Source organism: Sorangium sp. So ce448 (assembly GCF_051520915.1).
Taxonomy (GTDB): domain Bacteria; phylum Myxococcota_A; class Polyangia; order Polyangiales; family Polyangiaceae; genus Sorangium; species Sorangium cellulosum_B.
Genome location: NZ_CP150343.1, coordinates 3,529,727 through 3,553,831, shown reverse-complemented (window position 1 = coordinate 3,553,831; position 24,105 = coordinate 3,529,727). Strand labels below are relative to the sequence as shown.

26 protein-coding genes are annotated in these 24,105 nt (G+C 69.0%); 9 read left to right on the top strand and 17 right to left on the bottom strand.

All coding sequences use genetic code 11. From position 1 onward, the window contains the following. Positions 1 to 21: 21 nt before the first annotated feature. Positions 22 to 150 (top strand): hypothetical protein, encoded by a 129-nt coding sequence (locus WMF45_RS13790; protein WP_437717359.1) that lies wholly within the window; start codon positions 22 to 24, stop codon positions 148 to 150. Between the two features lie 177 nt (positions 151 to 327). Beyond that, positions 328 to 486 carry a hypothetical protein gene (locus WMF45_RS13785; RefSeq protein ID WP_437717358.1) on the top strand — a complete coding sequence of 53 codons (159 nt, stop codon included), beginning with the start codon at positions 328 to 330 and terminating at the stop codon, positions 484 to 486. A 502-nt stretch (positions 487 to 988) separates the two neighbouring features. Here WMF45_RS13785 and WMF45_RS13780 read toward each other — a convergent pair. The 6 genes from WMF45_RS13780 to WMF45_RS13755 form a co-directional block, all read right to left on the bottom strand. Next, a complete protein-coding gene (locus tag WMF45_RS13780; protein WP_437717357.1) occupies positions 989 to 1,375 on the bottom strand; it encodes a hypothetical protein in 387 nt (128 codons plus the stop codon). A gap of 8 nt (positions 1,376 to 1,383) precedes the next feature. Further along, positions 1,384 to 4,791 (bottom strand): FxSxx-COOH system tetratricopeptide repeat protein, encoded by a 3,408-nt coding sequence (fxsT, locus tag WMF45_RS13775; protein WP_437717356.1) that lies wholly within the window; start codon positions 4,789 to 4,791, stop codon positions 1,384 to 1,386. A 107-nt stretch (positions 4,792 to 4,898) separates the two neighbouring features. Then, the gene (locus WMF45_RS13770) at positions 4,899 to 5,153 is read right to left on the bottom strand and encodes a hypothetical protein (protein WP_437717355.1); all 255 of its coding nucleotides are present in this window, start codon (positions 5,151 to 5,153) and stop codon (positions 4,899 to 4,901) included. A gap of 888 nt (positions 5,154 to 6,041) precedes the next feature. After that, positions 6,042 to 6,686: a hypothetical protein gene (locus WMF45_RS13765; RefSeq protein WP_437717354.1), complete on the bottom strand. Its 645-nt coding sequence runs from the start codon at positions 6,684 to 6,686 to the stop codon at positions 6,042 to 6,044. Positions 6,687 to 6,963: 277 nt separating this feature from the next. Further along, entirely contained in the window at positions 6,964 to 7,500 is a 537-nt protein-coding gene (locus WMF45_RS13760; RefSeq protein ID WP_437717353.1) for a hypothetical protein, read from the bottom strand. Then, entirely contained in the window at positions 7,497 to 7,715 is a 219-nt protein-coding gene (locus WMF45_RS13755; protein WP_437717352.1) for a hypothetical protein, read from the bottom strand. Before WMF45_RS13755 ends, WMF45_RS13760 begins: the two co-directional genes overlap by 4 nt. Positions 7,716 to 7,927: 212 nt before the next feature. Here WMF45_RS13755 and WMF45_RS13750 point away from each other — a divergent pair, with 212 nt between their 5' ends. Beyond that, complete coding sequence (locus tag WMF45_RS13750; RefSeq protein WP_437717351.1) at positions 7,928 to 8,167, top strand: hypothetical protein; 240 nt, start codon at positions 7,928 to 7,930, stop codon at positions 8,165 to 8,167. Positions 8,168 to 8,336: 169 nt separating this feature from the next. Here WMF45_RS13750 and WMF45_RS13745 read toward each other — a convergent pair whose 3' ends face one another. The 6 genes from WMF45_RS13745 to WMF45_RS13720 all read right to left on the bottom strand — a co-directional run bounded on the left by WMF45_RS13745 (position 8,337) and on the right by WMF45_RS13720 (position 13,647). After that, positions 8,337 to 8,501 (bottom strand): hypothetical protein, encoded by a 165-nt coding sequence (locus WMF45_RS13745; protein ID WP_437717350.1) that lies wholly within the window; start codon positions 8,499 to 8,501, stop codon positions 8,337 to 8,339. A gap of 172 nt (positions 8,502 to 8,673) precedes the next feature. Next, on the bottom strand, positions 8,674 to 9,042 hold the full coding sequence (locus tag WMF45_RS13740; protein ID WP_437717349.1) for a hypothetical protein: 369 nt from the start codon (positions 9,040 to 9,042) through the stop codon (positions 8,674 to 8,676). Positions 9,043 to 10,748: 1,706 nt separating this feature from the next. Continuing rightward, positions 10,749 to 10,961 (bottom strand): hypothetical protein, encoded by a 213-nt coding sequence (locus WMF45_RS13735; protein WP_437296997.1) that lies wholly within the window; start codon positions 10,959 to 10,961, stop codon positions 10,749 to 10,751. Then, positions 10,958 to 11,518, bottom strand: a complete 561-nt coding sequence (locus WMF45_RS13730; protein ID WP_437717348.1) for a sigma-70 family RNA polymerase sigma factor — start codon at positions 11,516 to 11,518, stop codon at positions 10,958 to 10,960. The genes WMF45_RS13735 and WMF45_RS13730 overlap by 4 nt, the downstream gene beginning before the upstream one ends. A 57-nt stretch (positions 11,519 to 11,575) precedes the next feature. After that, a complete protein-coding gene (locus WMF45_RS13725; protein ID WP_437717347.1) occupies positions 11,576 to 12,448 on the bottom strand; it encodes a helix-turn-helix transcriptional regulator in 873 nt (290 codons plus the stop codon). A gap of 119 nt (positions 12,449 to 12,567) precedes the next feature. Further along, entirely contained in the window at positions 12,568 to 13,647 is a 1,080-nt protein-coding gene (locus tag WMF45_RS13720) for an RNA polymerase sigma factor (protein ID WP_437719536.1), read from the bottom strand. A 232-nt stretch (positions 13,648 to 13,879) separates the two neighbouring features. On the opposite strand from WMF45_RS13720, the gene WMF45_RS13715 reads away from it, so the two are divergent. Both WMF45_RS13715 and WMF45_RS13710 read left to right on the top strand, forming a co-directional pair. Then, positions 13,880 to 14,992: a hypothetical protein gene (locus WMF45_RS13715; RefSeq protein ID WP_437717346.1), complete on the top strand. Its 1,113-nt coding sequence runs from the start codon at positions 13,880 to 13,882 to the stop codon at positions 14,990 to 14,992. 20 nt (positions 14,993 to 15,012) lie between these two features. Further along, entirely contained in the window at positions 15,013 to 16,653 is a 1,641-nt protein-coding gene (locus WMF45_RS13710) for a hypothetical protein (RefSeq protein WP_437719535.1), read from the top strand. 386 nt (positions 16,654 to 17,039) lie between these two features. On the opposite strand, the gene WMF45_RS13705 is transcribed toward WMF45_RS13710, so the two are convergent. Continuing rightward, positions 17,040 to 17,210, bottom strand: a complete 171-nt coding sequence (locus WMF45_RS13705) for a hypothetical protein (RefSeq protein WP_437717345.1) — start codon at positions 17,208 to 17,210, stop codon at positions 17,040 to 17,042. Between WMF45_RS13705 and WMF45_RS13700 the strand changes: the two genes are divergently transcribed. Then, positions 17,211 to 18,236 carry a hypothetical protein gene (locus WMF45_RS13700; RefSeq protein ID WP_437717344.1) on the top strand — a complete coding sequence of 342 codons (1,026 nt, stop codon included), beginning with the start codon at positions 17,211 to 17,213 and terminating at the stop codon, positions 18,234 to 18,236. A 175-nt stretch (positions 18,237 to 18,411) separates the two neighbouring features. Here the strand turns inward: WMF45_RS13700 and WMF45_RS13695 are convergent, their stop codons facing one another. The 4 genes from WMF45_RS13695 to WMF45_RS13680 form a co-directional block, all read right to left on the bottom strand. Continuing rightward, positions 18,412 to 18,561: a hypothetical protein gene (locus tag WMF45_RS13695; RefSeq protein ID WP_437553442.1), complete on the bottom strand. Its 150-nt coding sequence runs from the start codon at positions 18,559 to 18,561 to the stop codon at positions 18,412 to 18,414. A 218-nt stretch (positions 18,562 to 18,779) separates the two neighbouring features. After that, positions 18,780 to 19,343 carry a hypothetical protein gene (locus WMF45_RS13690; RefSeq protein WP_437717343.1) on the bottom strand — a complete coding sequence of 188 codons (564 nt, stop codon included), beginning with the start codon at positions 19,341 to 19,343 and terminating at the stop codon, positions 18,780 to 18,782. Further along, positions 19,340 to 20,107 carry a hypothetical protein gene (locus tag WMF45_RS13685; protein ID WP_437717342.1) on the bottom strand — a complete coding sequence of 256 codons (768 nt, stop codon included), beginning with the start codon at positions 20,105 to 20,107 and terminating at the stop codon, positions 19,340 to 19,342. Before WMF45_RS13685 ends, WMF45_RS13690 begins: the two co-directional genes overlap by 4 nt. Next, the gene (locus WMF45_RS13680; protein WP_437717341.1) at positions 20,104 to 20,643 is read right to left on the bottom strand and encodes a hypothetical protein; all 540 of its coding nucleotides are present in this window, start codon (positions 20,641 to 20,643) and stop codon (positions 20,104 to 20,106) included. The genes WMF45_RS13685 and WMF45_RS13680 overlap by 4 nt, the downstream gene beginning before the upstream one ends. A gap of 649 nt (positions 20,644 to 21,292) precedes the next feature. Here WMF45_RS13680 and tnpA point away from each other — a divergent pair. Genes tnpA through tnpC form a run of 3 tightly spaced genes read left to right on the top strand, consistent with a single transcriptional unit; the run spans position 21,293 to position 23,727 of the window. Then, positions 21,293 to 21,634 (top strand): IS66 family insertion sequence element accessory protein TnpA, encoded by a 342-nt coding sequence (tnpA, locus tag WMF45_RS13675; RefSeq protein ID WP_437709629.1) that lies wholly within the window; start codon positions 21,293 to 21,295, stop codon positions 21,632 to 21,634. Then, positions 21,631 to 22,002, top strand: a complete 372-nt coding sequence (gene tnpB, locus WMF45_RS13670) for an IS66 family insertion sequence element accessory protein TnpB (protein WP_437709627.1) — start codon at positions 21,631 to 21,633, stop codon at positions 22,000 to 22,002. Before tnpA ends, tnpB begins: the two co-directional genes overlap by 4 nt. Positions 22,003 to 22,044: 42 nt before the next feature. Further along, positions 22,045 to 23,727 (top strand): IS66 family transposase, encoded by a 1,683-nt coding sequence (gene tnpC, locus WMF45_RS13665; RefSeq protein WP_437709625.1) that lies wholly within the window; start codon positions 22,045 to 22,047, stop codon positions 23,725 to 23,727. The last annotated feature ends 378 nt before the right edge of the window (positions 23,728 to 24,105 follow it).

Genomic DNA, 24,105 nt, shown 5'->3' with positions numbered 1-24,105 from the left:
GCCCTCGCCGAACCCGTCGAGGTGCTGGGTCTGCACCACCCGAGAGCGCCGAGGCTGCTGCTCGAGGTGGTCTACGACGGCGGCGGCGTCCTCGTCACGTCCTGGCGCTGCGGCGCTTGGTGGGCTCTCATCGAGCTGGGCGAGGCATGACCGGCGCTAATTTCGTCAGGCTCCCGCCCGGCGCCGCTGCGCCGGTACCCGCTTCTTCGACGCTGCCGCTCCTTTCCGCGGTTTCTGGCGCTTCTTCTGCACCTCCACCGCGCATTGATGCGCGCTGCAGCCCGGCGCACTCGATCCAGCCGCGTCGGCGGGATCAGCGCTTCGAACATGAGCCGCGTCTTGACCGGGTCCACCGATCACCGTTTGCGGCGCGACGGCGCGCGCTTCTTCGGCGCCTTCGTGGGCTTCCTCGTCCTGAGGAGGCGTTTCACCTCCCGCACCTGGCGCTCCAGGGCGGACTCCGCCCTCCCCGGGCGGCAGACGTAGGTCACTCCCCGGGCCACGCGCCGGGCGCGCGTGGGCGTCGTCGCGCGTGTCTTCCGCGGAGCTCGCTTCCTCGCCGGCTTCGGCGCCGCGGGGGCCGCGTGTGCGGTTTGGGTGCGCACCGTCGCAGTGCCCGCCGTCGGCACCACCTCCACGGCCCTTCGCGTGGTCGCCCTCCGCGTGGCGCTCCGCGAGGACGTGCTCCGCTTGGGCGTGCGCCTCGGCCTGGCCTTGGTCGTCGTTGGGCGCTCCGCCGAGCTCCTCGGCGCCGCCGACCGCCCGGCGCGCGACCTGCTGCCCACGAGCATCAGCCCGCGACCCGGGGCTCCAGGCGTTCCCGCCGGCAGGAGCAGAGGCGTCGGGCGCCCGGGCGGCAGGCGGAACGGCCGCGCCGGGAGCTCGTTCACCTCGGCCTGCACGACAATCGTGCGTCCGCGCCCTGCCTTGCCTTTGCCCTTCCGGCGGCGTTTCGCCCCGAACTGCTTCTTCATGAGGCCTCCTCGGCTCAGCTGACCCCTTCGAACCAGGGCCGCACGAGGGCAGCCCACACCTTCGGCGCGAGCTCGGTGGCGTGTCCCGCGTGTCTGTAGCGGGCACCGTAGTCGAGCAGGTGCACGCCGCCGCCTGCCCAGCTCCGCTCGGGCGCGGGCAGGCCCGCGACGGCGCCCTCCTCCGGCCGCACTCGGCTCCCTAGCTCGCGCGCGACCGCGGCGAAGTTCTGGGCCCCGGTCGGGTGCTGCTTGTTCGGCGCGCTGGTCGCTGTGGACACGAACAGGCGCGCACCGCCCGCCGCCTCGGCCGCGTAGTCCACGAATGACGTGATCGGCGCGGCGAGCGCCTGCGCGCGGTCGGTCCATTTATAGTACGGGTCGACGTGTCTCCTGCATCGCATCCTGGAGCTCAGTGCGAGCGGCGGCGACCGGGGCCTTCAGTTAAATCGTGGTCGAGGAGAGCCGCAGGGTACACCTCGCCGATGCGCGCCAGGTTACGCGAGAAAATCTGCACGGATGGGTGCGTCAGCCCGAGCGCCTTCGTGGCGATCGAGACCGCGCGCTCGATCTGCTGCCACGCGCCTGGGATATCGCCAAGGGCCTGCAGCACGCGGCCGAGGTTGTTCACGATGCTCGCGATGACCGGATGAGCCGGGCCGTAGGTCGCCTCCGCAATACTGAGCGCCCGCTCGAGTTGCTCGCGCGCTGCGGCTAGCTGGCCGAGCGATTGCAGTACGCTTCCGAGATTGTTGCAGCCGATCGCCACCGCCGGGTGAGCCGGGCCATAGGTCACCTCCGCCATCTTCACCACGCGCGCGAAATGGGCGCGCGCGCCCTCGAGGTCGCCGAGATCGCGCAGCACGCTGCCGAGGTTGTTGATGTCGCGCGCCACGTCCGGGTGATCCGGCCCGTAGGTGTCCTCGACGATCGCCAGCGCGCGCTCGAAGTCGGCGCGCGCCCCGGCGAGATCGCCGAGGTCGCGCAGCACGCGCCCGCGGTTGTTCAGCGCCAGGGCGAAGCGCGGGTGGTAGGTGCCGTAGCTATGCTCGTCGATCTTGAGCGCCTCCGCGAACTGCTCGCGCGCCCCCTTGAGGTCGCCGAGGTCGTGGAGCAGCCGGCCGAGGTTCGTGCGCCCGATCGCGACCGTCGGGTGGTCCGGGCCGTAGGCGCGGATGTCGATCGCGAGCGCCCGCTCGAGGTACACGCGCGCGCCCGCGAAGTCCCCAGTGTCGCGGAGGAGCGCGCCCAAGTTGTTGAGCCGTATCGCGACGCTTGGGTCGTCGGGGCCGTACGTCGCCTCGTCGATGGCGAGGGCGCGCTGCAGGTGCTTACGCGCAGTCGGCAGGTCGCCTTGATCCATGATCACGCTTCCGAGATCGTTGACGTCGCGGGCCACGTCTGGGTGGTCGGGGCCGAAGTGCGCAAGGTCGATCGTCAGCGCTCGCTCCAGGTGGGCCCGCGCGCCGCCTAGATCGCCGAGGTCGTGGAGGACGCTGCCGAGGCTGCGCAGCACGGCTGCGACCTTCGGGTCGTCGTTGCCGAACACCGCCTCGTGGAGTGCGAGGGCTCGCTGCAGGTACCCCTTCGCCTCCGCGAACGCCGCTCGCCCTTGCAGGTACACGGCGAACCGGGCGAGGAGCCGCCCGCGCACATCTTTCGCGACATCGTAGATCTCAGCTTGGCGAGTCACGGCCTTTGCGTGTGGAAGCCACAACTCACACCAGGGCCAGGTTTCCACCTCGTCGCTGCTTTCTGGGAACCCGTCATTAACGATGCGTAACGCTATCTCAAGGTCGGCAACCGCTTCACCAGAGCCAACTACGGTCTTCACGACCTCTTGGACCAGCCTATGCATCGACATGTAGTCGACATGTTCATCGATCTTAGCCAGGCCAAGCCCGTCAAGTATTGCGAGCGCCTTAGCCGCGTCCACCGAGTCGAGAGACAGCGCCGCCACTAAAGGCTCAACAGCGATATGATCCGGCGCCAAGTACGCAGCGACATCGAGAAGCTGTCGCTCGGGCGAACCAGGTTTGCAGCGATCAATTGAAAGCCTGAGTGCGGCCAATACACTGCGTGGGTAGTCGCTGCGCGGCTCCTCTTGGTTCAGCAGTGACGACGGGTGCAATTCTAGATACCGCTCGTACTTAACCCAGGAGTATGCCCACTGCTCTACAGCTCTAGCCGACATCTCCACGGCGACGGCGAGACCACCAAGTAGGCCGCACACGACACGGCCCATAGCCTGTGCTTCCTCCGAGTTCGCTGGCTCTCCGGCACGCAACACGGCGAGTGATTTGGCATCGTCGCAGGACAGGACGTCGAGTGGAACAGGGCGACCGATCGCCACGCGTTCGTCTCGTGTGGTCACCAGAACGTGAACTGAGCCAGCGGGCAAGAACCTCTTCCAGGCAAGATCTACAAGATTATCCAGTACCAATAACGACGGACTTTGCTGGTTCTGAAGCGCTACCCGCACGACAGCCGCGATTCGATCCCGTGCGTCCGGAAGATCGCGCAGCATCACTTGCAGCGTCGGAGGTCCCACCGTTCGGAGCTCGTCCGCGAGCGCAACGATGCTGGTCAGCGGATCGTCCTCGGCGTTAATCCACCAGATTCCACCGGGGTATCGATCCGCGTTGCGGTACGCATACTCGATAGCGAGCGTTGTTTTGCCGATTCCGCCAAGTCCGTACACGGATGCGTGCCGACTCTGGACGACGCTAGCTTCGCGCTCACGAGCGAGCAGCCCCTCGAGTTCCTTGAGCTCGGCAGCTCTACCTACAAAGTTGCGGAGCTGCGTCGGCAGGTTATTCGGCGGCATACGCGGAGTCACCGGACATTGGCTCTGTGACTCCAGCTTGATGCTCGACCGTCGGAGCTGCTCTGCCGCGTCGTGGTGAAAACAGGAATCGACAGCGGCACGGCCAGAGTGCTGGTGAGGGAGCTCAACGCCGAGCCCTGGGTGGCCCCCGATCACGGCTGACGTCGAGGCACATGGCAGCGCCGCGCTCGGCCCCAGGCTGCGGAGGATCCGCGCGACCTCCGCGTGGTCGCCGGCCTCGTTCTCGTAGATGAGAAGCCGGATGCCCGACTCCTCGAGCAGCCGGCGGCGGAACGGGGGCACGCCCTTCGGGAGCAGCGCGAAATGCGTGGACGGCTGCCCGCCGGAGAGCGCGCGCACGCGGGAGAGCGTCTCGTCGATGTTGTCGTCGGCGAGCCCGAAGCCCACGAACAGGATGGAGTGGGTGCGGTACAGGGCGCCGAACGCGTCCTGCAAGAGCGGCGAGCCGAAGATCGCGCGGTCGTACTGGTCGCGCGAGAACACCCACGTGTCCCACGCGCGCAGCGTCCCGTGCAGCTTGAGAATGTAGTGGCTGTCCATGGCGAGGTCGCCGGTCGGCCGGTCCACGGGGCGCCACTCGCCCGCGAATGCGCGCTCCAGGAACCGGTCGATGTTGGTGGTGAGCACCGCCTTCAGCTTCGGCCTGAGCGCGGCGATCGCCAGCGCCGCCTCGGGGATGTCGCGGCCGCGGTCGTCGAGCGCCTTGTCGACGCTCGCGTTGAAGTCCTGCGGCCCGAGGGCGAGCTTCGCCGCGGAGAGCGCGTGGATCAGCTGGTTCGACGCGATGTAGTGCTGGATCTCCTCCAGCGCGGCGGCGTCCGCGCCCTTCGTCCGCGCGCGGCCGAGGAACTGCTCGGCGAGCTGCTTCCAGGTGGGCATGCCCGCCGCGGCCGAGACGCCCGCCCCGGCGAAGGCGATGAGGTTCCCTGACGTGTAGCGCTCGCGCAGCTGCTCGAGGATCTCGTCATCCATCGGCCATCACGATACCGCGGATCGTGCGCGACGCTGCGGGTATCCGGTCCGGACCTCGCCGGCGCGGATCTCGTGCCTACCGATAGGATGGAGATCGGAGGCGCGACTCAAGACACAAGCTCGACCCGCCATACGAGGGAAGGAAGCTCCTTCTCCAGTTCCAGCTTGATTTGTTCAGCCTCTGCCTCGGTCTCGACGACGCCGATCCGCCCTCCTCGAAGGTAAACCGTGCCATCGGTTTGGGGCTCGCGGATCTGTTCACGATCCGTGCTGTGGCCCAGCCGGTGCAGCACCTCCAAGTACGTCGCCATCTCTGCATCCCGCAGCGTTCCGTTCGGGTCTGTCGTGACGTGATAGCGCATGGCCCCCACCTAGCGCCGAAACGGTCGGATGTCCAAGCGGCGTCTTCAGCGGGGGCAACGGCCGTCAGCAGCGACGTGGAAGGAAGCGCGTCAGCTGCACTCCTACCCGTGGCGCTGCCAGGCGCGGGCCAGTCAATTCCGCGGATAGCGTTCTGGTCTCCGCAGGCGCGCCAGAGCAGCAGCGTCGCACGCGAGCACCCGCTTCAGCTGCGTCGGAGCGACCCGTGCGTGGTTCACCATCACCTCGTGCGGCGCGAGGATGCGCGCTTCCTCCGCGCCTTCTTGGGCTTCCTCGTCCCGAGAAAACGCTCCATCTCCCTCACCTCGCGCTCCAGGGCGGACTCCGCCCTCGCCGGACGACAGACGTACGTCACGCCCTACGTCACCTGCCGCCGGAGCTTCGGCGCCGTCGTGCGCTTCTTCCGAAGGGCGCGCTTCTTGGCCGGCCTCGGCGCTACAGCGCCCGCGCGTGCGGTCCGGGTGGGCACGGGCACCGTCGCGACACGCGCCGTCGGCGCCACCTCGGTGGCGCCCCGCGTAGTCGCCTTCCGCGGAGCGCTGCGCTTCGGTGTCGACCTCCGGTTGGGCGTGCGCCTCGGCCGCACGGTCATCGTCGTCGCGCGCTCGGTCGTGCTCCTCGGCGCTGCCGAACGACCCGCGAGCGGCCTGGTGCCCATCCGCACCAGCCCGCGGCCCGTCGCTCCAGGCGTTCCCGCCGGCAGGAGCAGCGGCGTCGGGCGTCCTGGCGGCAGGCGGAACGGCCGCGCCGGGCGCTCGTTCACCTCGGCCTGCACCACGAGCGTACGCCCGCGCCCTCCCTTGCGGCGGCGTTTCCCCCTCCTCCCCCGTCAAACATCGGCAACTGATCCTCCATGATGCCTCCTCGGCTCAGTTTACCCTTTCGAACCAGGGCCGTACGAGGGCGGCCCACACCTTCGGCGCGAGTTCGGTGGCGTGCCCCGCGTGGCTGTAGCGGGCGCCGTAGTCGAACAGGTGCACCCCGCTGCCTCCCCAGCGGCGCTCGGGCGCGGGTAGGCCCGCCAAGGCACCCTCGTCCAAGCGCACCTGGCTTCCGAGCTCACGGGCGACCGCGGCCAAGGTCTGCGCCCCGGTCGGGTGCTGCTTGTTCGGCGCGCTGCTCGCCGTGGCCACGAACAGTCGTGCGCCGCCCGCCGCCTCGGCCGCGTAGTCCACGAGCGACCCGATCGGCGCCGCGAGCGCCTGCGCGCGCTCGGTCCACTCGGTCGTGTAGGTCGCGTCCGCGAGCACCACGGCCGCGACCTCGGCCCGGTCGCGCGGGTCGGCGAGCAGGCGCTTGACAATGTGCCCCCCGGCGCTGCAGGCCGCGAGCACAAGCGGCCCCGCCGGTAGCCCGAGCGCGCGCCGGCAGCCCGGGAGGCGCCCCCCGTCGCCGTCGAGCCAGCTGTCCCCGATCTGGCTGCACGAGGGCGACCCATCGCCCGTACACGTCCGGTGCACCACGGGCACGCCGGTGAGCTCCGCACCGGCGACCTGCGGCGCGCACGGGCCCAAGCCATGCGATGGCGACCGGGCGCGGCCGCGCATGGACAGAGCTCGCGCCGCCGGGCGGCTCGGCCGCGCACGGCGCATCGTGGCCCCGACGCATCGCGATGACGGCCCCGATCACGCCCGTCGCGAACGCGATCCCGCCCACGGCGACCTCGATCCGGTGGCGCGCGAGCTTGTGTGCCGTCGCAGACGAGGCGACCAAGGCGCGGAAGCGACGCGCCCAGGTCTCGCTCACGCGCCTCGCGGGGCGCGCGCGGCGGGGGCAGCGGGGCGAAGCGCGTCACCGCGGCCTCCGCTTGCGCCGCGTGGCTTCGGCGAGCCGGTGGACCCCGTAGAGGGCGAGCCCACCCGCCGCCGCCCCGGCGCCGAGCTGTACGCCCCGCGGAAGCTCCTGGAACGCCCGTACCGCGCCCTGCGCCATCTCGGGGAGGGTGTTCACCGATGACCGACGACGGCAGCCCCACGGCCGTAGCGGCGCGGTCGACGGCCGCTGCTTCCCGTCAGAGGCCCCGTCGCGTCCTCGACGTCCGGGGCGCGCACCTGCGGACCGCCGCCCGTGTAGCCCTTCTCGCGCGTAGCTCTCGGCCACCTGGAGGTCGGCCGACATGGCCGAGAGCGTGCTCGTGTCCTCGTCGCCGGCCTCCCAACTCGCCGAGAACTCCCGCCAGGCGTCGAGCTGCCGGCGCACGTTCGGGAGCGTGTCCCCCACGCCCCAGGCGAGGAGCGCGTCCCAGCGCCGCCGGAGCTCCGCGTAGGTCGCCCTCGCCTGCTTCAAGACCCACCATACGCCAACGTCGTCCTTTTCGTCCTTGCTCATCGCAGCACCTCCACGAGCCACGGCGGCAACGCGCCGCCGAGAAGCAGTTCCGAGCCCCGCGCGAGCTCGTCCAGCAGGTCGACCTCGTCGCCGTCTCGGGTCGCTTTGCGGTGCACCGGCGCCCAGAGCTGCGACCAATCCTTGTGGGCATCGTCGTGCACGCGGCCCGGCGTCTGCCAGACGCCGCCGTACTCTCGCCGCAGGCCGTAGCTCACCGCCTGCCGCTCTCCGAGCCCCGGGCTCGCAGCCCCGAGTTATTCAGCAAGCGCGACTTCAAGATCGATCTGCGCGCCAAGACAATCACGTGTCCAGCCGCGCAGATCGAGGTGTTCCAACCGAGCGATACGGTCGAGTTCAATCCTGACGAGTGTGGTGCGTGCCCCCTCCGAGCCAAGTGCACGCAAGCTGCGTCAGGGCGAGGCGGACCGTGTCCATCGCCGAGGATGAAGCTCTGGAGAGCAAGTTCCGGAGGTTGCAGCAGACCGGGCCAGGACGCGCCGTGCTCCTGGAGCGGACAGCTGTGGAGCATGCGCTCGCCCACATCGCGGCGCGGAAGGGGTACAGCGCGCGCTACATCGGCACCAGGAGAAATCTGTTCGACCTCCGGCGCGCCGCAGCCATCCAGAATCTTGTGGCGGCCCAGCGGCTTATCCACGAGGCTGGATAACATGTCGAAATTAGACGATTTTCAACATGGTCGGCGTTCTAGTAGTACAGCCGCACGTCGGTGAACGCCGAACGTGCTGGGCTTCACTTGTGTGCGGACGAGCCAAGCGTCACGATCGCCCGCCCGCCCATCGAAATCCGCGGAGAGCCCGCGACGTGCGGCTGTAGTACTAGCCGGCAACGAGATCCTCGAGCATGAGCTCGGGGGGCCACCGTCGCCCACCCCGGGCGAGCGCGACGCCGTCGCAGAGATCGAGGCGGACGTCGGCGCGCGTTGCGCCGTCGGCCTCGTCCAGCCGGCCGAGCGCGGCGCCATACCGGCGCTGTGACAGCACTCCTTGACGCACCTGGAGCTGCACGACGTCGCCCGTGCGCCAGCGTCGCCCGCTCCCTGAATAGGATCGGCGAGCGGGCGCGGTAGCGCATGCACGGGAGAGGTACGCGGCGAAAGTCCAACGCGACGCCGCTTCATGTGCTCGACCGGCACGCTTCCCGCCGGGCAGCCCCTCACCGTAGACGAGCCTGCTGATCGCCCGGACGTGGGCTTGGCACCGCGGGCGTCCCGCGCTCCGCGGCCTCCCACGCGGCTCGCAGGCTGCTTTCGAGTTTTCCTCCCCCCTCCATCGGCGGTCCCATTCGCTTCAGCGCCTCCAGGCGCACAGCCTCCAGCCTCGACCGGCGCGGCGCGGTCGCCCGGCGCTTCTCCACGAGCTCACCGAGCACCTGCTCCGCGCGCTCCCACTGCGCCGCCGCCCCCGGCGCGTGCGCGATCCTTCGCACGGCGTTCCTGGGCGCTTCAAGCAGATCACAGAGGTTGCCGATCTCGGGGTGCAGCCGTGCGATCGCACGCAGGTGGCACCGGGTCTGCTTGTTCATCTGGAAACACTCTTCCAGGACGTGGCTCGGCGCGCGGACAACTCCGCACGCGAGCTCGTACCAGCGCCGCGAGCTCATGCGTCTACAAAAGCACCGAACCACAAACCTGCCAGAGCGAAGCCTTCATTTTCCGTTCAACTTTAAAGAGCGTTAAAGCACAGTACCAGAGTCGGCTCCTGGGGAGGACGACGGCATTAAAGTCTGATGTAGCGTGCGACCAAGAGGACGCCGGTTCTCACGTGGCATTGTGACCTGACTGGCATTCGCTGGGGCCCGATCACGTGACCTCGGTGTGCTGGGTGACCCCCCCGGCCGGTCCCACGGCCCGGCCGTCGAGCGGGGCCAGCTCGCCCGGCGCCGCGGTCGCGAGCCGCGCTGGCATCCACCTGGGCGAGCTCCGCCTGGCGCCTGCGCCAGCCTCCCGCCTGGACGAGCTCCTCGGCCTCGTGCGCCGAGTTCGCGCCCCGCGTCATTCCGCCCCGCGGTCGTGCCCGTCGCGCGTCGCCCTGTGGCACGCGTACGCAACAAAACGGAGGTGGGCGGCTCGCCGGAGGCCCTCAGCCGACCCCGCGCAAAATTACCAAATCGACCCCTTCGCGACCCCCCCAAATTGGCCCCTCGGGCGCTCCCTCGAACCGGTCTAACTGCGCGTCACCAGAGCGGTTTCCACACCTGACCAGATCCCGGTAACTCGCGACGAGATACCGGATCGTCAGAATTACCATTTCGGGCCTCCTCACGGGCTCTCGTTCAGGCTCCGTCCCGAACCCGAAACGCACAACAACCGAGGTTTGTATATGGCAGGAGCAGCTACCCTCGCGCTCTGGCGGCCCCCGACGCGCGGTCGGGCCGCGCTGGCGGGCGACGCTGCTGCACGGGCGGCATCGTGCGCAGCCCCAGGCGTTCGGCCGTCAGCGTGCGGTGACCGCGACCTGCCCCACGGCGCGCTCCGACGAGCCGCCCGCGCGCGGCACGGCCACGCATCGGCGACGTCGTGTAGCTCCAGCCGCGTGGTCGCCAACACTCCGCCAACGCCGTCGAGCGCCGTCCTGCCCACGGCGTCACGCCGAGCCGGAGGCGGACAACGCTGGCGCACGGACGGCGACATCGCCACGCCAGCGGGCCGGCGTCGCGGCGGTCGGCGCGCGCCTCCGTGACGCCGCCCACGCTCCCCGCGCCCGTGACGGGCGCGAGGCCAAGCGCCAGCGGCGGCCCTTCACGTCAGACCGGGCAGACCGGACGATGGCGCGCGCGATCGGCCAGCTTGGCGCCTCCGACTGTCTCCCGAGAAAATGTCTCCCAGGGCGCCTCGCACGCGGACGTCCACGCGCGCCGATCCGGGCCGCGCATGGCGACGCTGAACGCCGGCGCCACGTTGGGGCCCTGCACCCGTCGATCGCGTACGAGACCATGGGGCTGCCGGTCGACGTCGCAGGCTCGCCGAGCTCCCTCGCGTCCGCTCGGCTTCAACTGCGCACGGTGAACACCATCTCTTGTGGGAATGGAATCCAGCGCGACCCCTTGCATGTGCGCGTAAAACCCACACGATGCCGATTCGCCGCGCTCGGCTCGCGCATCGTGATCAGAGGCGCACGCCTGGAGCGGCACGACGTCGTCCGGGCGCCAGCGTCGCCCGCGAGCGCGGCCCGATGGCGGCACCGCGGGCCTTTTGCGTCGACACCACGACGACGCGGGTTCGTCGGCAGCTAGATCGGGACCTCGTCATCTCTCAGAAGCCCATCAATCTTGCTCAGCAGTTCTCGCTTGACCCGCTGCCGGTTCAGTTCGTCTTCGTAACCGGCCTTGACAGATGATACCTTGGCGACGCCCTTCAGCATCATCATAGCGTCGATCATTCGCTCCGCCTCGTCGTCATCCAGGTCGCGCCGGAAGTGAACAACCAGGCCCTTGACGCTCATTGCAGTCCCACTCCCCGCGAAGAGATCTCGCCGGCTTCCCGAAGCATAAGGATATTACGCAACTCACCCATGGCCCGTGCGCGTCGCCTGTAAAGCGTCGAGAGGGGCAGCCCGGCATCTTGGGCGATCTGGGCCATCGAAACTCCGCCCAAATCGTGTGCCACGAGAACGAGTCGCAGCACCGGATCGAGCTCATTCACTGCATCCATGGTGCTGGCCCTGACGTTGTCGGACTCCATCACAGCAGCAGCATCCGGCGCTGGATCAAGCACCTCGATCGAACTGACCAATTCCTCCCTCCGCGTTCGCGCACGCTCGTGGTAGTGGGAGGCAACGTGTACGGTGATCGCGTTCAACCAGCGCTCCGGCCTGCCGCGTTTCGGATCGAACCTGGGCCAGCTCTCGCAGGCGTTGAGCCAGACCTGGCCCGCGACGTCGCCACGCTGGCACTGAGGGACCCCCATCCTCTCCAACCAGAGCAACACCGCACGAACCAGCATCGGGCAAAACAAGCGCGCGTACGCCGCAGCGCGCTTTCCTTCATCCGGACAATCCATGACTTTACCCCCCCTTGCGAAATCGCACCCTATGATGAATGCGAGGCACGGCTGCGCTCACCCATGGCTCCCTACTCCCGGAAGTGTCGTGTTCAGCGGAGAGCGCTCTAGGTCCTCCCAATCGGAAATGTTCGCGGAACCCGGCCCGCCTTCGTCACGCTGTAGCGGGAAGCTCGTCAGCGTGGCAGCGCGCCGGGCGGGCTCAGTCCCCGTGGCGGCGCGGACAGGGAGCGGCGACCTAAGGCGCAACTGCGGCGGCGGCGGGAGCTTCGCGCGCGGGCTCATGGCCGCGAGCTCGGGCGACGGCACCACAGGCGGAGGAACGTCGAGCGCGCGGGGAGGTATCGGCGGCGCCGGCGACGACGCGGGACGCGCCGAGCTCTCGCGCTTGGTGACGGGCTCGCCGACCTGGATCACCACGGTCTCCTCTGCGTCCGTCCGGTAGTCGTCGTGCAGCTGCCACAGGCGCTCCCAGTACCGCGCCGGCGTGCCGGTGAAGGTCTCCAGCTGCCGCGCGAGGCCGGGCGTCATGGGAAGGTCGCTCCTCATCAGCCGCTCCACCTCCCTCGGTTCCAACCCCGTGCTTTCGGCCAGCTTTCTCCTCCACGAAGGCGTCGTCGCGCAGAACGACTCGAGGACCCTTCCCGGCCAGGGGACGGGGCGCCCTCGGGCGTCTCTCAGCTCCGCGAGCGCCGCGTCGACGTGACAGTCCAGAAGGCGCCGGTATCGATCCCGGTCCCCCACGGCCTGCTCCTTCGCATCGGTGAGGGCTGCCTCCTCGTCATCATGCGCGTGCTCGCGCGCCTCGCGAAGCCCGCGCTCTCGTCCCAGCGCTTCGCGCGCGGTGACCGCGAAGCCGATCGCGACGCACGCGATCATCGCGAGCCCGAGCGGCGACACGAGCCACATCGCCCCCAGCATGTCCTCCATAGCAATTCTCCTCCTGGACGTAAGCATTCCTACGCAAGACAGATCTCGGCCCTGTGCTGTCCGGTCTGAAGACACCATCAGCGTCACCATCAGCTCGCCGTCGATCGACGGCTGACGATTCAGCGAATGTGCCTGAACAGCGCTTCGCGCTCCGCTGCGAGCCGACCGCGCGGAAACTCCCGCGCATGGGCTTCGAGCAGCAGGCGCGCCTCGTGATCGCCCTCTCCGTCGTTGTCCTCAATGGCCCTTCGGGCCTGGCTGATCAGGCGCATCTCGCGTGCGGTGACCGCTGGCCACACGGGGCGCCCCGGGGACGAGATACGAGGTGCTGTCGCCACAGAGGGCGCGGGCGTGCTGCTCGCCACAGCCTCAGCGCGCACGCTGCCTGTTGCCGCCGGCGACGAGCTCTCGTGCGCGGCGGGCGCGGCAGCGGAATGCGCGCTGGCACGTGAGCCTTGCGCCGTGACGTCGTCTGGTGCGGGCGCGCGCCCCGGTGCGCGGAATGCCGCCGGGTGCAGCCACGATTCCGCGCTGGGCAGCGGCGGCACCGCCGAGAGGAGCGCGCCGGTCAACACGACGAACGCACCCTGCATGACGATCCTTACGCCCAGCCGGCGCAGCCAGGCCGTCCACGACGCACGGCGGTCCAGCCCGAGCACCAGCGGGACGCAGGCGCTCTCGTCCCTACCGTGCGCGGGTTGCTGGGCCGTCCACCGCTTGAAAGCCGCAACGAGTCGATCCCAAGCCCGGCGGTGCTGCGCCCTCACCGTATCCAACGGGACGTTCAGCTCGGCGGCGATCGTGGAGAGCGGTGTCCCCTCCAGCTCGTGCTTGACCAAGAGATCCCGGTCCTTGGGGCCGACCCGGTCGAGCAAGTCCCGGGCCAGCTCTTCCTGCTGTCGCAAGCGCAGCAGTTCCTCCGGCGTGGGGCATTCGTCTCGGGGATCGCGCTCCTCGAACGACGTCAGCACCTCTCCGCGGCGGCGCTCGTTCCGTCTGTGCTTCCGTGCCTCGTTGAGGGCGATCGTGACGAAGTACCGCGCCGGATCGCCGCTCAGCTCGACCCGCCTCGCCACTTCCAATCCCCGCAGCAGCGCGTTCTGCGCGACGTCCTCGGCGTCGCGCGCCGGCACGCCGTGAAGCCTGGCCAGGCGCCGGAAGCGGTTGAAGCTGAGGAGATGGGTCGCTGGCTTGCCCACGGTAGGTAGCATCCCTGAGCCGCTCGAAACGGTGCAGGAAAGTGCAAGGAGCGGCAACTTTGGTAGCACCAGGTAGCACTGATACATGCGTTCAGGTGCTCGAGTCTTTGCTACGCTGCCGCGAACAGGCGATCGCATTGCCGCACCCGAACGCAATTTGCCACTGCCAGGGTCACTTTGCATCGATTCGCTCCCGTTGACGCCGCGCGGCTGGCGCGAGTACCGTCCAACCATGCGATGTTCCGCACGCGCTCTGCTCTTCTCTGCGCTCCTCGCCGCAACCGGCGCTGCGAGCTCGGCCAGCGCAGAGGACGCCTATCCGGAGTCAGGACCACGTGACGGCGCAACGGTGAAGGACCATGTTCGCCGCGGTCGCAGGGCGCGCAACGCCGGGCAGTGGACCGAGGCATACGCATCCTACAAGGCCGCCTTCGAGGCAGCAGACCCGGCGTCCAGCACGGAGCGAGAGCGCGCGGAGCTCGCCGGCGAGCTTGGCCTCTGCGAGCTCGCGCTGCGCAAGTACCGCGATGCCGCCGAGCACCTGGCCTTTAGCCTCGAGCAGCGCACGGCGCTGCCGCTCGCGCTTCAGCTGCGATTCGAGAAAGGAGAGCGCGAGGCAACATCGCACGTCGCGACACTCGTGCTCTCGGTCGATCCGCCGGATGCCGAGGTGCTCGTCGACGGCAAGTGGGTAGGCCGGGTCGCGCGGACGTACAAGCTGTTCTTGGAGCCCGGCCAGCGCATCGTGCGGGCCAGCGCCCCGGGCCGCCTGGATGGGTTCCATGAGTTCGGGGCTGTGGCCGCAACGGCGTACAACGTCAGAATGCCGCTGGCGCGTATGGCGGTGAGCCAAGCTCCGGAGAGCGCGCCGGGGTCACCGAAGGAAACGCCGAAGACCAGGCGCTCTTCACCCGTCGTGCGCGCGCAGGCCCCCAGCCCGTGGGCTTCCTGGCCGGGGACGCTGCGTATCGCGGGAATCACCGCCACGACGGCCACCCTGTCGGCGGGCGCCGTCCTGATGATCAGGGCCAGCACGCTGGATGGTGACGCGAGCGAGCAACGCGACGGGCTCACGCGTGGTCGGACGTCCAGCTCGTCGATGTGCTGGCAAGCGTCCCAGCGCTCCTCGTGCGGCGCCCTGCGCCGCCTCCTCGACGAGCGCAACCTCTCCGACGGCTTGGGCACGGCCCTGCTCATCACGGGGGGTGTCCTCGGCGCAGCGACGGCCGCGTCCTTCTTCACCGACTTCTCCTTCCTGGGGCGCTCGCCGGCTCAGGAGCGGATCCACGTCTCGCCCGTGGCGACCGGGCGCGAGACCGGCGTGAGGATCGAGGGACGGTGGTGAGGTCAGGCGGGGCGGTGGAGATGCGTTCGCAGGGCGGCCGAAGCGCTCGAGCTTCCGTTTTCGCCGTGGTGCTGTGCGCGTGGAGCGCGGGCGCGTCGACCGCGTGCCGTTATTCCGATGCTTGCTGGGAAGGGCTGGACTGCGCCCCCGATCCGGAGCCTCCGCCCGACCCCTGCGCAGGAGCGCCTGGTACCGCGCCGGCGCTGGACGACTGCGGGGTGTTCGTCAGCGCGTCGTCGGGTGACGACAGGCACCCCGGAACGAAGGACGCGCCGGTGAAGACCCTGCAACACGCGATCGGGCTCGCCGCGCACGGACGAGGCCACGACGAGGAGCCGACCCGGCGCGTGTACGCGTGCGGCGGGTCGTTCGAGGAGGCGATCACGCTGCCCTCGGGGGTCGACATCTGGGGCGCCCGCCGGTGTGACGGCGGCGACTGGTCGTATGAGGGGTCGTTCGACGGACCGGATCACCCGACGATCATCGCTCCACCGGGGGGGATCCCTCTGCGGGTCCTCGGGGGGAACGACGCGGTCATCGCAGGGGACGACGCGACGTCCGTGATCTTCGGCGTGCGCGCCGTGGCGGCCGACGCCTCCGCGCGCGATGGGAAGTCGTCGATCGCGATGATCTTGAGCCAGGGGGCCAAGGCGAAGGTGGTGTCGAGCGATGTCATCGCGGGCGACGGCAAGGATGGGGAGCCGGGCAAGGACGCGCCGAGCTATCGAGCGATGGATGGCGTGGAGGGGAACGCTGGCGTGTCCGCGTGTACCGCGGACGCCGCCGTGGGCGCCCTGCCGGTTGTCAACTTCTGCGACGACGGCATCGAGTCGACGGGCGGATACGGCGGCGACGGCGGGCTTGACGTCGGCCGCGATGGCGCGCCAGGCAAGCCGGAGCCCGGGGAGAATCCGGATGGCAAAGGCCTTGCCGGGGCCGGCGCGGGCAGCCGTCCGTGCACGAGGGGGACAGACGGCGCGCTCGGTGCCAGCAGTGGCCGCGCCGACGGTGCGGTAGGCGAAGGCAACCTCGACATCCACGGATGGGTCGGCGTCCAGGGTAGGGATGGGAAGAAGGGCGGCGCCGGCCAAGGGGGGGGCGGCGGTGGCGGGAGCAAATCGCGCGGACCCATGCTTGCGTGCCCTGTAGGCCGCCCGCAAAGCGGTGCGGCAGGCGGCTCGGGCGGAAGCGGGGGTTGCGGCGGCGAGGGAGGTCGGGGCGGCGGCTATGGCGGCGCGAGCATCGCCATCGTTGCGCTGGAGGACTCGGAGTTGGAACTCGACGCCACGAAGGTTGTCGCGGGCAATGGCGGCAACGGCGGGGTCGGCGGAACGGGCCAACCAGGCGGCATCGGGCGGTTTGGCGGGCACGGTGGCCAGGGCTTGACTGGAACCAACATGTGGAGCGCGTGCGAGGGCGGCCTCGGCGGGGACGGTGGCCGCGGCGGTGATGCCGGCGGTGGGCTCGGCGGCGCTGCCATCGGAATCGCGTACGTGGTCCCCCATCTGTCCATCCTGCCCGGCACGATCTTCGAGGTTGGACAGCCCGGAAGAGGCGGCCCCGCAGGCAACGCCAGTATGGATGACGAGGTGGGGCGAGGCGCGACCGGCCCATACGGTCATCTCTATCCTTTCGGTGCACCGAGCGAGCCGCCCCGTTGAGTCGCCCATCGCGACGCAGCGGTCGAGGAATGCCGATGACATCAAAACGCGCGATTGTCCCGCTCCTTGCTCTCTCTCTCGCTGCGATTGCCTGCGAGAGCGCGCCAGGCCCCATCGATGCCGGTGGACCGCCGTGTGCGCTCACATCGTCGTGCCAAGACGAACCGCCGCCGGAATCCGTCTGTCTCGAACACCTTGCGGCCGATCGGTTCGAGGACGGCTGTGGGATATTTGTCAACACTTTTTTCTATGGCGGTGATGATGCGAATCCGGGCACCAAGGTCAAGCCGGTTGGCTCTCTCCGGCGCGCGATTGATCTTGCACGCATCGGCCGAGGAAGGGTGTTCGCGTGCAACGACACCTTCGAAGAAGCCGTCGTCCTACCGTCAGGTGTGGACCTCTACGGAGGCCTTAATTGCCAAACATTTGAACGCTTTAAGGAGAATATCAAGACCGGCCTCATCGCCCGCGAGAGGCCATTCGCCATTGTTCTGACCGTCGAGCCGGCGGGCGCCGGCGACACCGGGGCGGCAGATGGAGTCTCGAGGATCGACCATGTGACCCTCCTGAGCGAAACCTATATCGGGATGCTCGTTCGGTCGGGTACCGCGGTGGAGCTCACCCGGAGCGAGATCGGCACATCCTATGGAAACGGGGGTCGCCCTGGCGAGAGGTGGCCCGGGCTGAATCAGGCACCCGACGGGCCGCACGGCATCTACGGCGGGGATGCCTGCACGGCAGCCACCGTCGCCGGCGGGCCCGCGGTGGTGAACCCGTGTGAGGGAGGGATCCCGAGCGTGGGTGGCAAGGGAGGCGACGGGCGCGTCGACGGCGCTGGAGATGGGGAGGATGGCGAGCCCGCACCCGCGCCGGACCCCGGCCACGCTGGGCAAGGAGGACGCGGCAACCGCGAAGACGTTGGTTGCGACAGCGGCGTCAGCGGGAACAGCGGCAGGTGGGGCGCCATCGGCGCACCTGGCGAGGGCATCGGGCGGCTCACTGAGACCGGATGGGAGGGCGACAGGGCAGCCGAGGGCATCCGCGGCATGCCGGGCCAGGGCGGCGGCGGAGGCGGCGGGCGTCGCGGCGGACTCGCCGTGTGCGACGTGGCCTCCAAGGGAGGCGCCGGCGGCGGCTCCGGAGGCGCGGGGGGTTGCGGCGGTCGAGGCGGCCGAGGGGGCGGGAACGGCCAGCCCACCATCGGCATCGCCGTGCTTCATGCCAAGCTGACGGTGCGGGACAGCCTGCTCAAGACGCTCGACGCCGGGCCGGGTGGGGACGGAGGGGCGCCAGAGCGAGGCGGCGAAGGAGGCCGAGGCGCACCGGGCGGGGCGGTGGGGGACGGCACATGGTCGTGTGGCGGCGGCGAGGGAGGCCGAGGCGGCGACGGCGGCTACGGCGGACCCGGCCGCGGCGGCGACTCGATCGGCATCGCCTACCTCGACGAGGACCAGCTCACGCTCGAGCGAGTCACGTACGAGCTGGGACCGCCGGGCAAGGGCGGCGTGAGCTGGGATTGGTCTGGTGAAGAGATCCGAGGGGAGGACGGCACCCGGGTCGAGACGCTGCGTTTCCCTGAATAGGATCACGACACTTCAGGCGAACCCTGCAAACGGTGTGAAGCGCATACGCCTCGGGCGATCCGCCATGGCGTGATCGCGGGAACCATCGCCGCGCTCCAGCCGATTGCGGCGACGGCCACTGCCGACCGGAAGGACAAGGGAGCGGGCCCCTCCGGGGTGCGGGCGGCCTACCGCTTCAGCGACGGCGCGTGAAGCCGAGGACGAGCGCCGCGCCCATGCCGACGAGCACGAGCAGGGCCACGGCGACCCACACCCAATCCCGGGGCTCCGCGCTGAAGTAGACAGCCCCCGCGCCGCACCCGGGAGAACACGCTCTTTTCATCATGCACCCATCCTTTTCATCAACCACCGCCGCCGGTCCGCCGGAAGGTGCGGACCACGCCGCGATATTCCTTGACGCCGCGGCCCCGCTATCTGCTCCGGCGCCATGGTCGACGCCGGCGTCATCGCGCGCCCGCGGGCGTCGACCTCGACGCGCGCGGCCGCTCCGCAAACCGTGGCGCCGAATGCGGTCACGTGGACGGCAGCCGCCCGGGGCTGTGGTTACGGATCCACCCAAGTCCAGACGTCCGAGAAGAGGCACACGTAGATCGTCGCCTCGCCCATCATCACCCCGTCCATGTCCACATCCGGCACCACTTCGTTCCCGAGCTCCGGCGGGATCGGCTGGTAGCCGGGGTAGGTGGCCTCGATCTCTTCTGCGACCGCCGCCGGTATCTCGTCGGGCTCGCCCCTGCTGTGGATTCCATAATAAGGCCCGAGAAGGCTCACGTGGAAGCTGAGCGAAGCCCTGCTGCTGAGCGAAGGAGCGGGCTCGAAGTCCTTGGGGCGATAGATGCGGGCCGAGTACGCCGGGTCGATCCCCCCCGCAAACAGGTTGAGCGACTCGTTTTGAAGGTCGTATCGTTCGTACATACGGTGGATCATCGCTTCCCACCTCGGGTACTCCGCTCGCCCGCGGTTTGCGGCTTCCACCAGGCGGCCGTGCTCCTCCGTGTCCTCGTAGACGGGCTCGCCCGGAGGCACATAGATGCGCATGATTTGTTGCACACCCCGCGGGTAGAATCGGTAGATAACGTCGAGCAGCTCGGAGCGAGTTGTCTTCATGGACTCGTCACCGACGCGCCGAGTAGCGGGTACTTGGATTTGAACGCGGCTTTTGCCTGAGTGGCAAATCTTGTGCAAAAGATCCCTGGCGGCAGGTTGTAGTCCATGACGTTGGCAACATCCTCCGTGATCTCTTCGCTGAGGCTGGCTGCACGAAGTGGATCGATTTTCCCCATAAACTCAGTCCGGATCGGCATTTTGATGGTGACAGCGCAGGACCACTCGGTGGTGCCGCCTGAAAATACGTGCTTGAAATTCAGGTTTGTCTTGGCCTGTTGCCACCCGCCCGCCTTCCCCCGGCCGTCATCCTCGACAATGGTAACAAACGTAAAGAACGACGAATCGAAATCTACCCAGACGAAGTGGGCCATCCCAGGCTTCGGACACTTCGAGCTGCATGCACCGCTACAGCTCAAGAAGGTCGCTCCGGCTCCCGCTACATCGCCGGCTCCGGGGCACGCGTCTGGCGGGCTCTCCGGGCGGTATGTCGTTGGGGTCTCCGAGCTGTCGCTCGGTCTCTCCTCTTCGTCTTCGAGCTCCCACTCGTTGCACGCGATCTTGCGCTCGCCGCCGCCTTGGGGGTCGGCCCCGAAGTCACCGGATGCGGAGGAGGTGAAGACGGGGCGTGGCTCGGAGCCCGGACCGGCCCCTGCACCCGAAGTTCCTTCCCCGACAGGATAGCAGTCGCCGAACGTCATGTTGCACGCCGCCAGCGCCCAAACCGCGATAGTCAAGATCAAAAATAGAACTTTTCTCACGTTCATTTCTCACTCCATCGAAGCACAGGACCAGCAACAATGACGACGGACACATAGCCCGGGAGCACCAGACTGCCCCGACCGACCCAATCCACGTTGACGCTCGCCGACACCCCCAGCGGTCCGGCGACGTACGTGTTGGTCTGCGCGTGGCCGCCCACGGCCAAGCCACCGACGCGTCCGCACAGGGTGACGCCGCACGCCGGCATGAGGTAGAACGCGACAGACGGCCCCGCGCTGACGTTGCCGTCCTTCCACGCGTACCCGATGTCCACCGAGGTCTGGTTGTAGATCCCGAGCCCGTCCTCCTGGATCGGGGGTAGGATCGTGCACAGGTCGTGCACCGTGAACAGGATGTCTCGCTGGATGGGCCAAGATATGCCCGCGTGCGGCCCCACCGCGAGGCGCGGAACGGTACCGGCCTGGAGCCACCCGAGACTCACACCAGCGCTCAGCTCGGAGGCGTCTCCTTGCGTCGGTACGACGACGAGCAGCGGGATGATCAGGATCGCCCATGGGATCCGCCGCCTTCTTGTGCCCATCGTCCCCTTCCCGTCTTCCGCAACTCGTAAGCAACGTGCCGACGCGGGGCATTCTTCTGATCAGAGGATCGGCGTCAAACGGAATCTAGGCGAGCACACTACACTGGCCAGGGGTCGTACCGTCCAGAGCGTGCGCCAGCGAGCAGCTACCCGTGCGGCGCCAGCGCGTGTCGACGTGCTGGCGCCAGCTGCCTGGCCGCGCCGCCGCGGGTGCGGGCGACCGGCCACGCGCCCCGCGCTGCACGATGTCGGCTGCAAGCCCGACCCAGCGCGGCACCGTGCCCAGGCAGCGGTGACCGCGCGCCGTGACGCCCACGCGCGTGGCACCATGCGACGTCGCTCGCGCGGCCGCGCTGCCCGCGAGCGCGGCGCCTGGCGATGGCCTGCACGGTCAACGATGACGACGCGCTAGCGCTCACGCGCCTGGAGCCGCACGACGTCGCGCTCGCGTCCGTGCCGGCCGCGAGCACCGCACGTCGCAGCGCCATCGGCGGGCGGCCACGAGACCGGCTACGAATCGGCCGATAGGGCTCCGCAGGCCCCGCAGCCCCGACCATTCCGCGGCCCTCGCCACTGCTGTATCCGTTCGGCGACCTGCATGCTGTCCTGAGGCCCAAACGCTGCGTAAAACCCTGCGCCGGAGGTGTCGATGGACGAAAGCAGAAGCACCTGGCGCGATCGAGTGACGCGCTGGCACAAGAGCGGGCACTCAGCCCGCGTGTTCGCGGAGCAGGAGGGCGTCAACGCCGGGACGCTCTACTCCTGGAGCCGCCGACTGGGGATGAAGCGGAGCGAGTGCCGGCAGCGCCCAGACGCGGCGAAGCTGCCTTCATTCCTCCCGGTGGTGGTAGCCTCCCCGGAGGCGACGGCGCTCTCCTCGGGCGCACCGCTTGAGGTCGTCCTGCCCGACGGCGCGGTCGTCCGCGTCCCGCCGTCGTTCGACGAGGTTACGCTGGCGCGCGTTGTTCGTGCGCTCGGGGGGGCGCGATGATCCCTGGCCGCGTCTCGATCTACGTTGCCACCGAGCCGCTCGATCTGCGGCGCTCGTTCGATGGTCTCGCTGCCGTCGTGCGCGAGGTGCTGCGACAGGACCCGCTCTCCGGAGCCCTGTTCCTCTTTTTCAACCGGGCGGCCGACCGCTGCAAGGCCCTTTGGTGGGACCGCAGCGGGTACTGTCTACTTTACAAAAGGCTTGAGCGCGGGGCATTCCGAGCCCCGCGTGCCGTCACTCCGGGAGCCACGAGCGTCATCATCGACGCCGCCGAGCTCGCGAAGATCCTTGAAGGCATCGCCCTTGCGCCTTCGAAGTTGCGGAGAGCGGTCCCGTTCGCCGAGACCGCATCGCCTCCGGCGCTCTGATCCCACCTGACAGCTTCGCACGCTCCCGGGTAGCACCCACGGTTGCATTGCATCGAGCGGCGGAAATTTTCCTCAACAAGCCCCTTCAAAAAGCAGGAGCTCACGAGTACTTACAGCGCCGTGAGCAAGCCGGTCGAAGAGCAGATTCGCGAGCTCAAGGACAAGCTCGCACGCGCTGCCCACGAGCGGGACGAGTACCGCAAGCTCTACGAGCTCGCCAGCATCGAGCTGGAGCGGTTTCGCCGGCACATCTTCGGCCAGAAGGCCGAGCACGTCGACCCAGCGCAGATGCAGCTCGCCTTCGACGCGATCTTGCAGATGCTCGCGGGCGCCGGTGCGCAGCCGGACGCGGGCGCGACCGGCTCGCCAGACGGGCGCGATGGCGCGGCGCCGAACGGCTCCTCCGGAAGCGGGGACAAGGGGCGTCAAGCCCGCCCGCACGGGCGGCAACGCCTGCCCGAGCATCTGCCGGTCGAGCGGATCGAGCTGTTGCCGCCGGAGGCGCAGGACGAGCGCGCAACCGCGCTTGTCCGCATCGGCGAGGAGGTATCGGAGACGCTCGAGTGGCGGCCCGCGAGCTTCGTGCGGCTGCAGATCGTGAGGCCGAAGTTCGCGGTCAAAGGTGAGCCCGAGCAAGGCATCACGATCGCCGACGTCCCCGACAGCCCTGTTCCGCGCAGCCTCGCCGGTCCGGGTTTGCTCGCGCACGTGCTGGTGAGCAAGTACGCGGATCACTTGCCGCTTCACCGGCTGGAGAAGATGTTCGAGCGCTGGGGCCTTCACCTCTCGCGCTCGACGCTGTGCGGCTGGGTCGAATCGTGCGCCAACAAGCTCGCGATCCTTGTCGGGGCGATGGCCAAGGACGCCCTGAACGCGCACTGTATCGCCATCGATGCCACCGGCGTGCTCGTGCAAGCAAAGGACAAGTGCCGGCGGGGCCACTTCTGGGTCTTGGTGGCGGACCGAGAGCACGTCCTGTTCCGATTCACGCCGCACCACAACCAGGATGGCCCGAAGGAGTTCCTTCGCGGCTACAAGGGCTATGTCCAGGCCGACGCCTCGAATGTCTACGAGCAGCTCTTCCGCACCGAGCAGGTGACCGAGGTCGGTTGCTGGGCGCATTGCCGGCGGAAGTTCTTCGAGGCGATGACCTCCGACCGGGAGCGCGCGACGGTAGCCATCGGCTTCATTCGCAAGCTCTACGCGATCGACAAGGCGACGAAGGAGCTGCCTCCGAGCCGTCGAACCGAGCAGCGCCGAACGGATGCCGAGCCCGTGCTCGTGGCCTTCCGCGTGTGGCTTGAGACAGAGGACCTGCTCGTCCTGCCGAGGAGCCCCATCGCTGGCGCCATCGGCTATGCGCTCAACCAATGGACCGCGCTCAATCGCTTCCTCGAGGATGGTCGGCTCCGCCTGGACAACAACCGGAGCGAGCTTGAGCTCCGCCGTGAGGCCGTGGGCAGGAAGAACTGGATCTTCGTGGGCAGCAAGGACGGTGCCGAGTGGAACGCCACCATCGTGTCGCTCATCGCCTCCTGTGCGCTGCACGGTATCGAGCCCTGGGCCTACTTGCGCGACGTGCTGATCCTGCTGCCCACCTGGCCGCCTGAGCGGATCATCGAGCTCGCTCCCAAGTCCTGGAAGCAGACCCTCGAGAACGCCGACGCTCGGCAGCGGCTCGCGGCCAGTCCGTGGCCCCGGGCGCCGGCCGCGGCGCCCAGCTGATCGCAGCTCAGCGTCGCCGTCCGATGTGGCGGGCACGGACGCCACCTTGCCGCCCGCCGGGCGCGCCGCTCGCCGGCTTTGGCGCGCTGGCGACGCCTCGTCGATGCTCGCGCGGTCGACGCGTGGCTTCCGGCGCCTTGTCGACGACTCGGCCGAGGCATCGGTGGCACGTGGCTTCGCCGCGGCGCGCTTGCGGGCGACGTGCACGCGGGCGGCGACCTCGGCGTCGACCGCCGCTTCCTCCGCTCGCTGCTGGGTCCAGCCACCCTTCCTCGCAGGCCGCTCTTGCTCTCGCATCGCGCCGCGAATCTACGGCGACGGCGCGCACCACGCGAGGATGGGGTCTACAGAACGCATACCCACTGCTCGAGGGCTTCG

Bases quoted from the DNA above. Each gene is read 5' to 3' on its own strand.
- fxsT (WP_437717356.1), bottom strand. From the start codon at position 4,791: ATGGATGACGAGATCCTCGAGCAGCTGCGCGAGCGCTACACGTCAGGG.
- WMF45_RS13710 (WP_437719535.1), top strand. From the start codon at position 15,013: ATGCGTTCGCAGGGCGGCCGAAGCGCTCGAGCTTCCGTTTTCGCCGTG.
- WMF45_RS13695 (WP_437553442.1), bottom strand. From the start codon at position 18,561: ATGATGAAAAGAGCGTGTTCTCCCGGGTGCGGCGCGGGGGCTGTCTAC.
- WMF45_RS13715 (WP_437717346.1), top strand. From the start codon at position 13,880: ATGCGATGTTCCGCACGCGCTCTGCTCTTCTCTGCGCTCCTCGCCGCA.
- WMF45_RS13705 (WP_437717345.1), bottom strand. From the start codon at position 17,210: ATGGTCGATCCTCGAGACTCCATCTGCCGCCCCGGTGTCGCCGGCGCC.
- WMF45_RS13770 (WP_437717355.1), bottom strand. From the start codon at position 5,153: ATGCGCTATCACGTCACGACAGACCCGAACGGAACGCTGCGGGATGCA.
- WMF45_RS13730 (WP_437717348.1), bottom strand. From the start codon at position 11,518: ATGGATTGTCCGGATGAAGGAAAGCGCGCTGCGGCGTACGCGCGCTTG.
- WMF45_RS13780 (WP_437717357.1), bottom strand. From the start codon at position 1,375: ATGCGATGCAGGAGACACGTCGACCCGTACTATAAATGGACCGACCGC.
- tnpB (WP_437709627.1), top strand. From the start codon at position 21,631: ATGATCCCTGGCCGCGTCTCGATCTACGTTGCCACCGAGCCGCTCGAT.
- WMF45_RS13685 (WP_437717342.1), bottom strand. From the start codon at position 20,107: ATGAACGTGAGAAAAGTTCTATTTTTGATCTTGACTATCGCGGTTTGG.
- WMF45_RS13725 (WP_437717347.1), bottom strand. From the start codon at position 12,448: ATGGAGGACATGCTGGGGGCGATGTGGCTCGTGTCGCCGCTCGGGCTC.
- WMF45_RS13740 (WP_437717349.1), bottom strand. From the start codon at position 9,042: ATGAACAAGCAGACCCGGTGCCACCTGCGTGCGATCGCACGGCTGCAC.
- WMF45_RS13760 (WP_437717353.1), bottom strand. From the start codon at position 7,500: ATGAGCAAGGACGAAAAGGACGACGTTGGCGTATGGTGGGTCTTGAAG.
- WMF45_RS13680 (WP_437717341.1), bottom strand. From the start codon at position 20,643: ATGGGCACAAGAAGGCGGCGGATCCCATGGGCGATCCTGATCATCCCG.
- WMF45_RS13690 (WP_437717343.1), bottom strand. From the start codon at position 19,343: ATGAAGACAACTCGCTCCGAGCTGCTCGACGTTATCTACCGATTCTAC.
- WMF45_RS13735 (WP_437296997.1), bottom strand. From the start codon at position 10,961: ATGAGCGTCAAGGGCCTGGTTGTTCACTTCCGGCGCGACCTGGATGAC.
- tnpA (WP_437709629.1), top strand. From the start codon at position 21,293: ATGGACGAAAGCAGAAGCACCTGGCGCGATCGAGTGACGCGCTGGCAC.
- WMF45_RS13785 (WP_437717358.1), top strand. From the start codon at position 328: ATGAGCCGCGTCTTGACCGGGTCCACCGATCACCGTTTGCGGCGCGAC.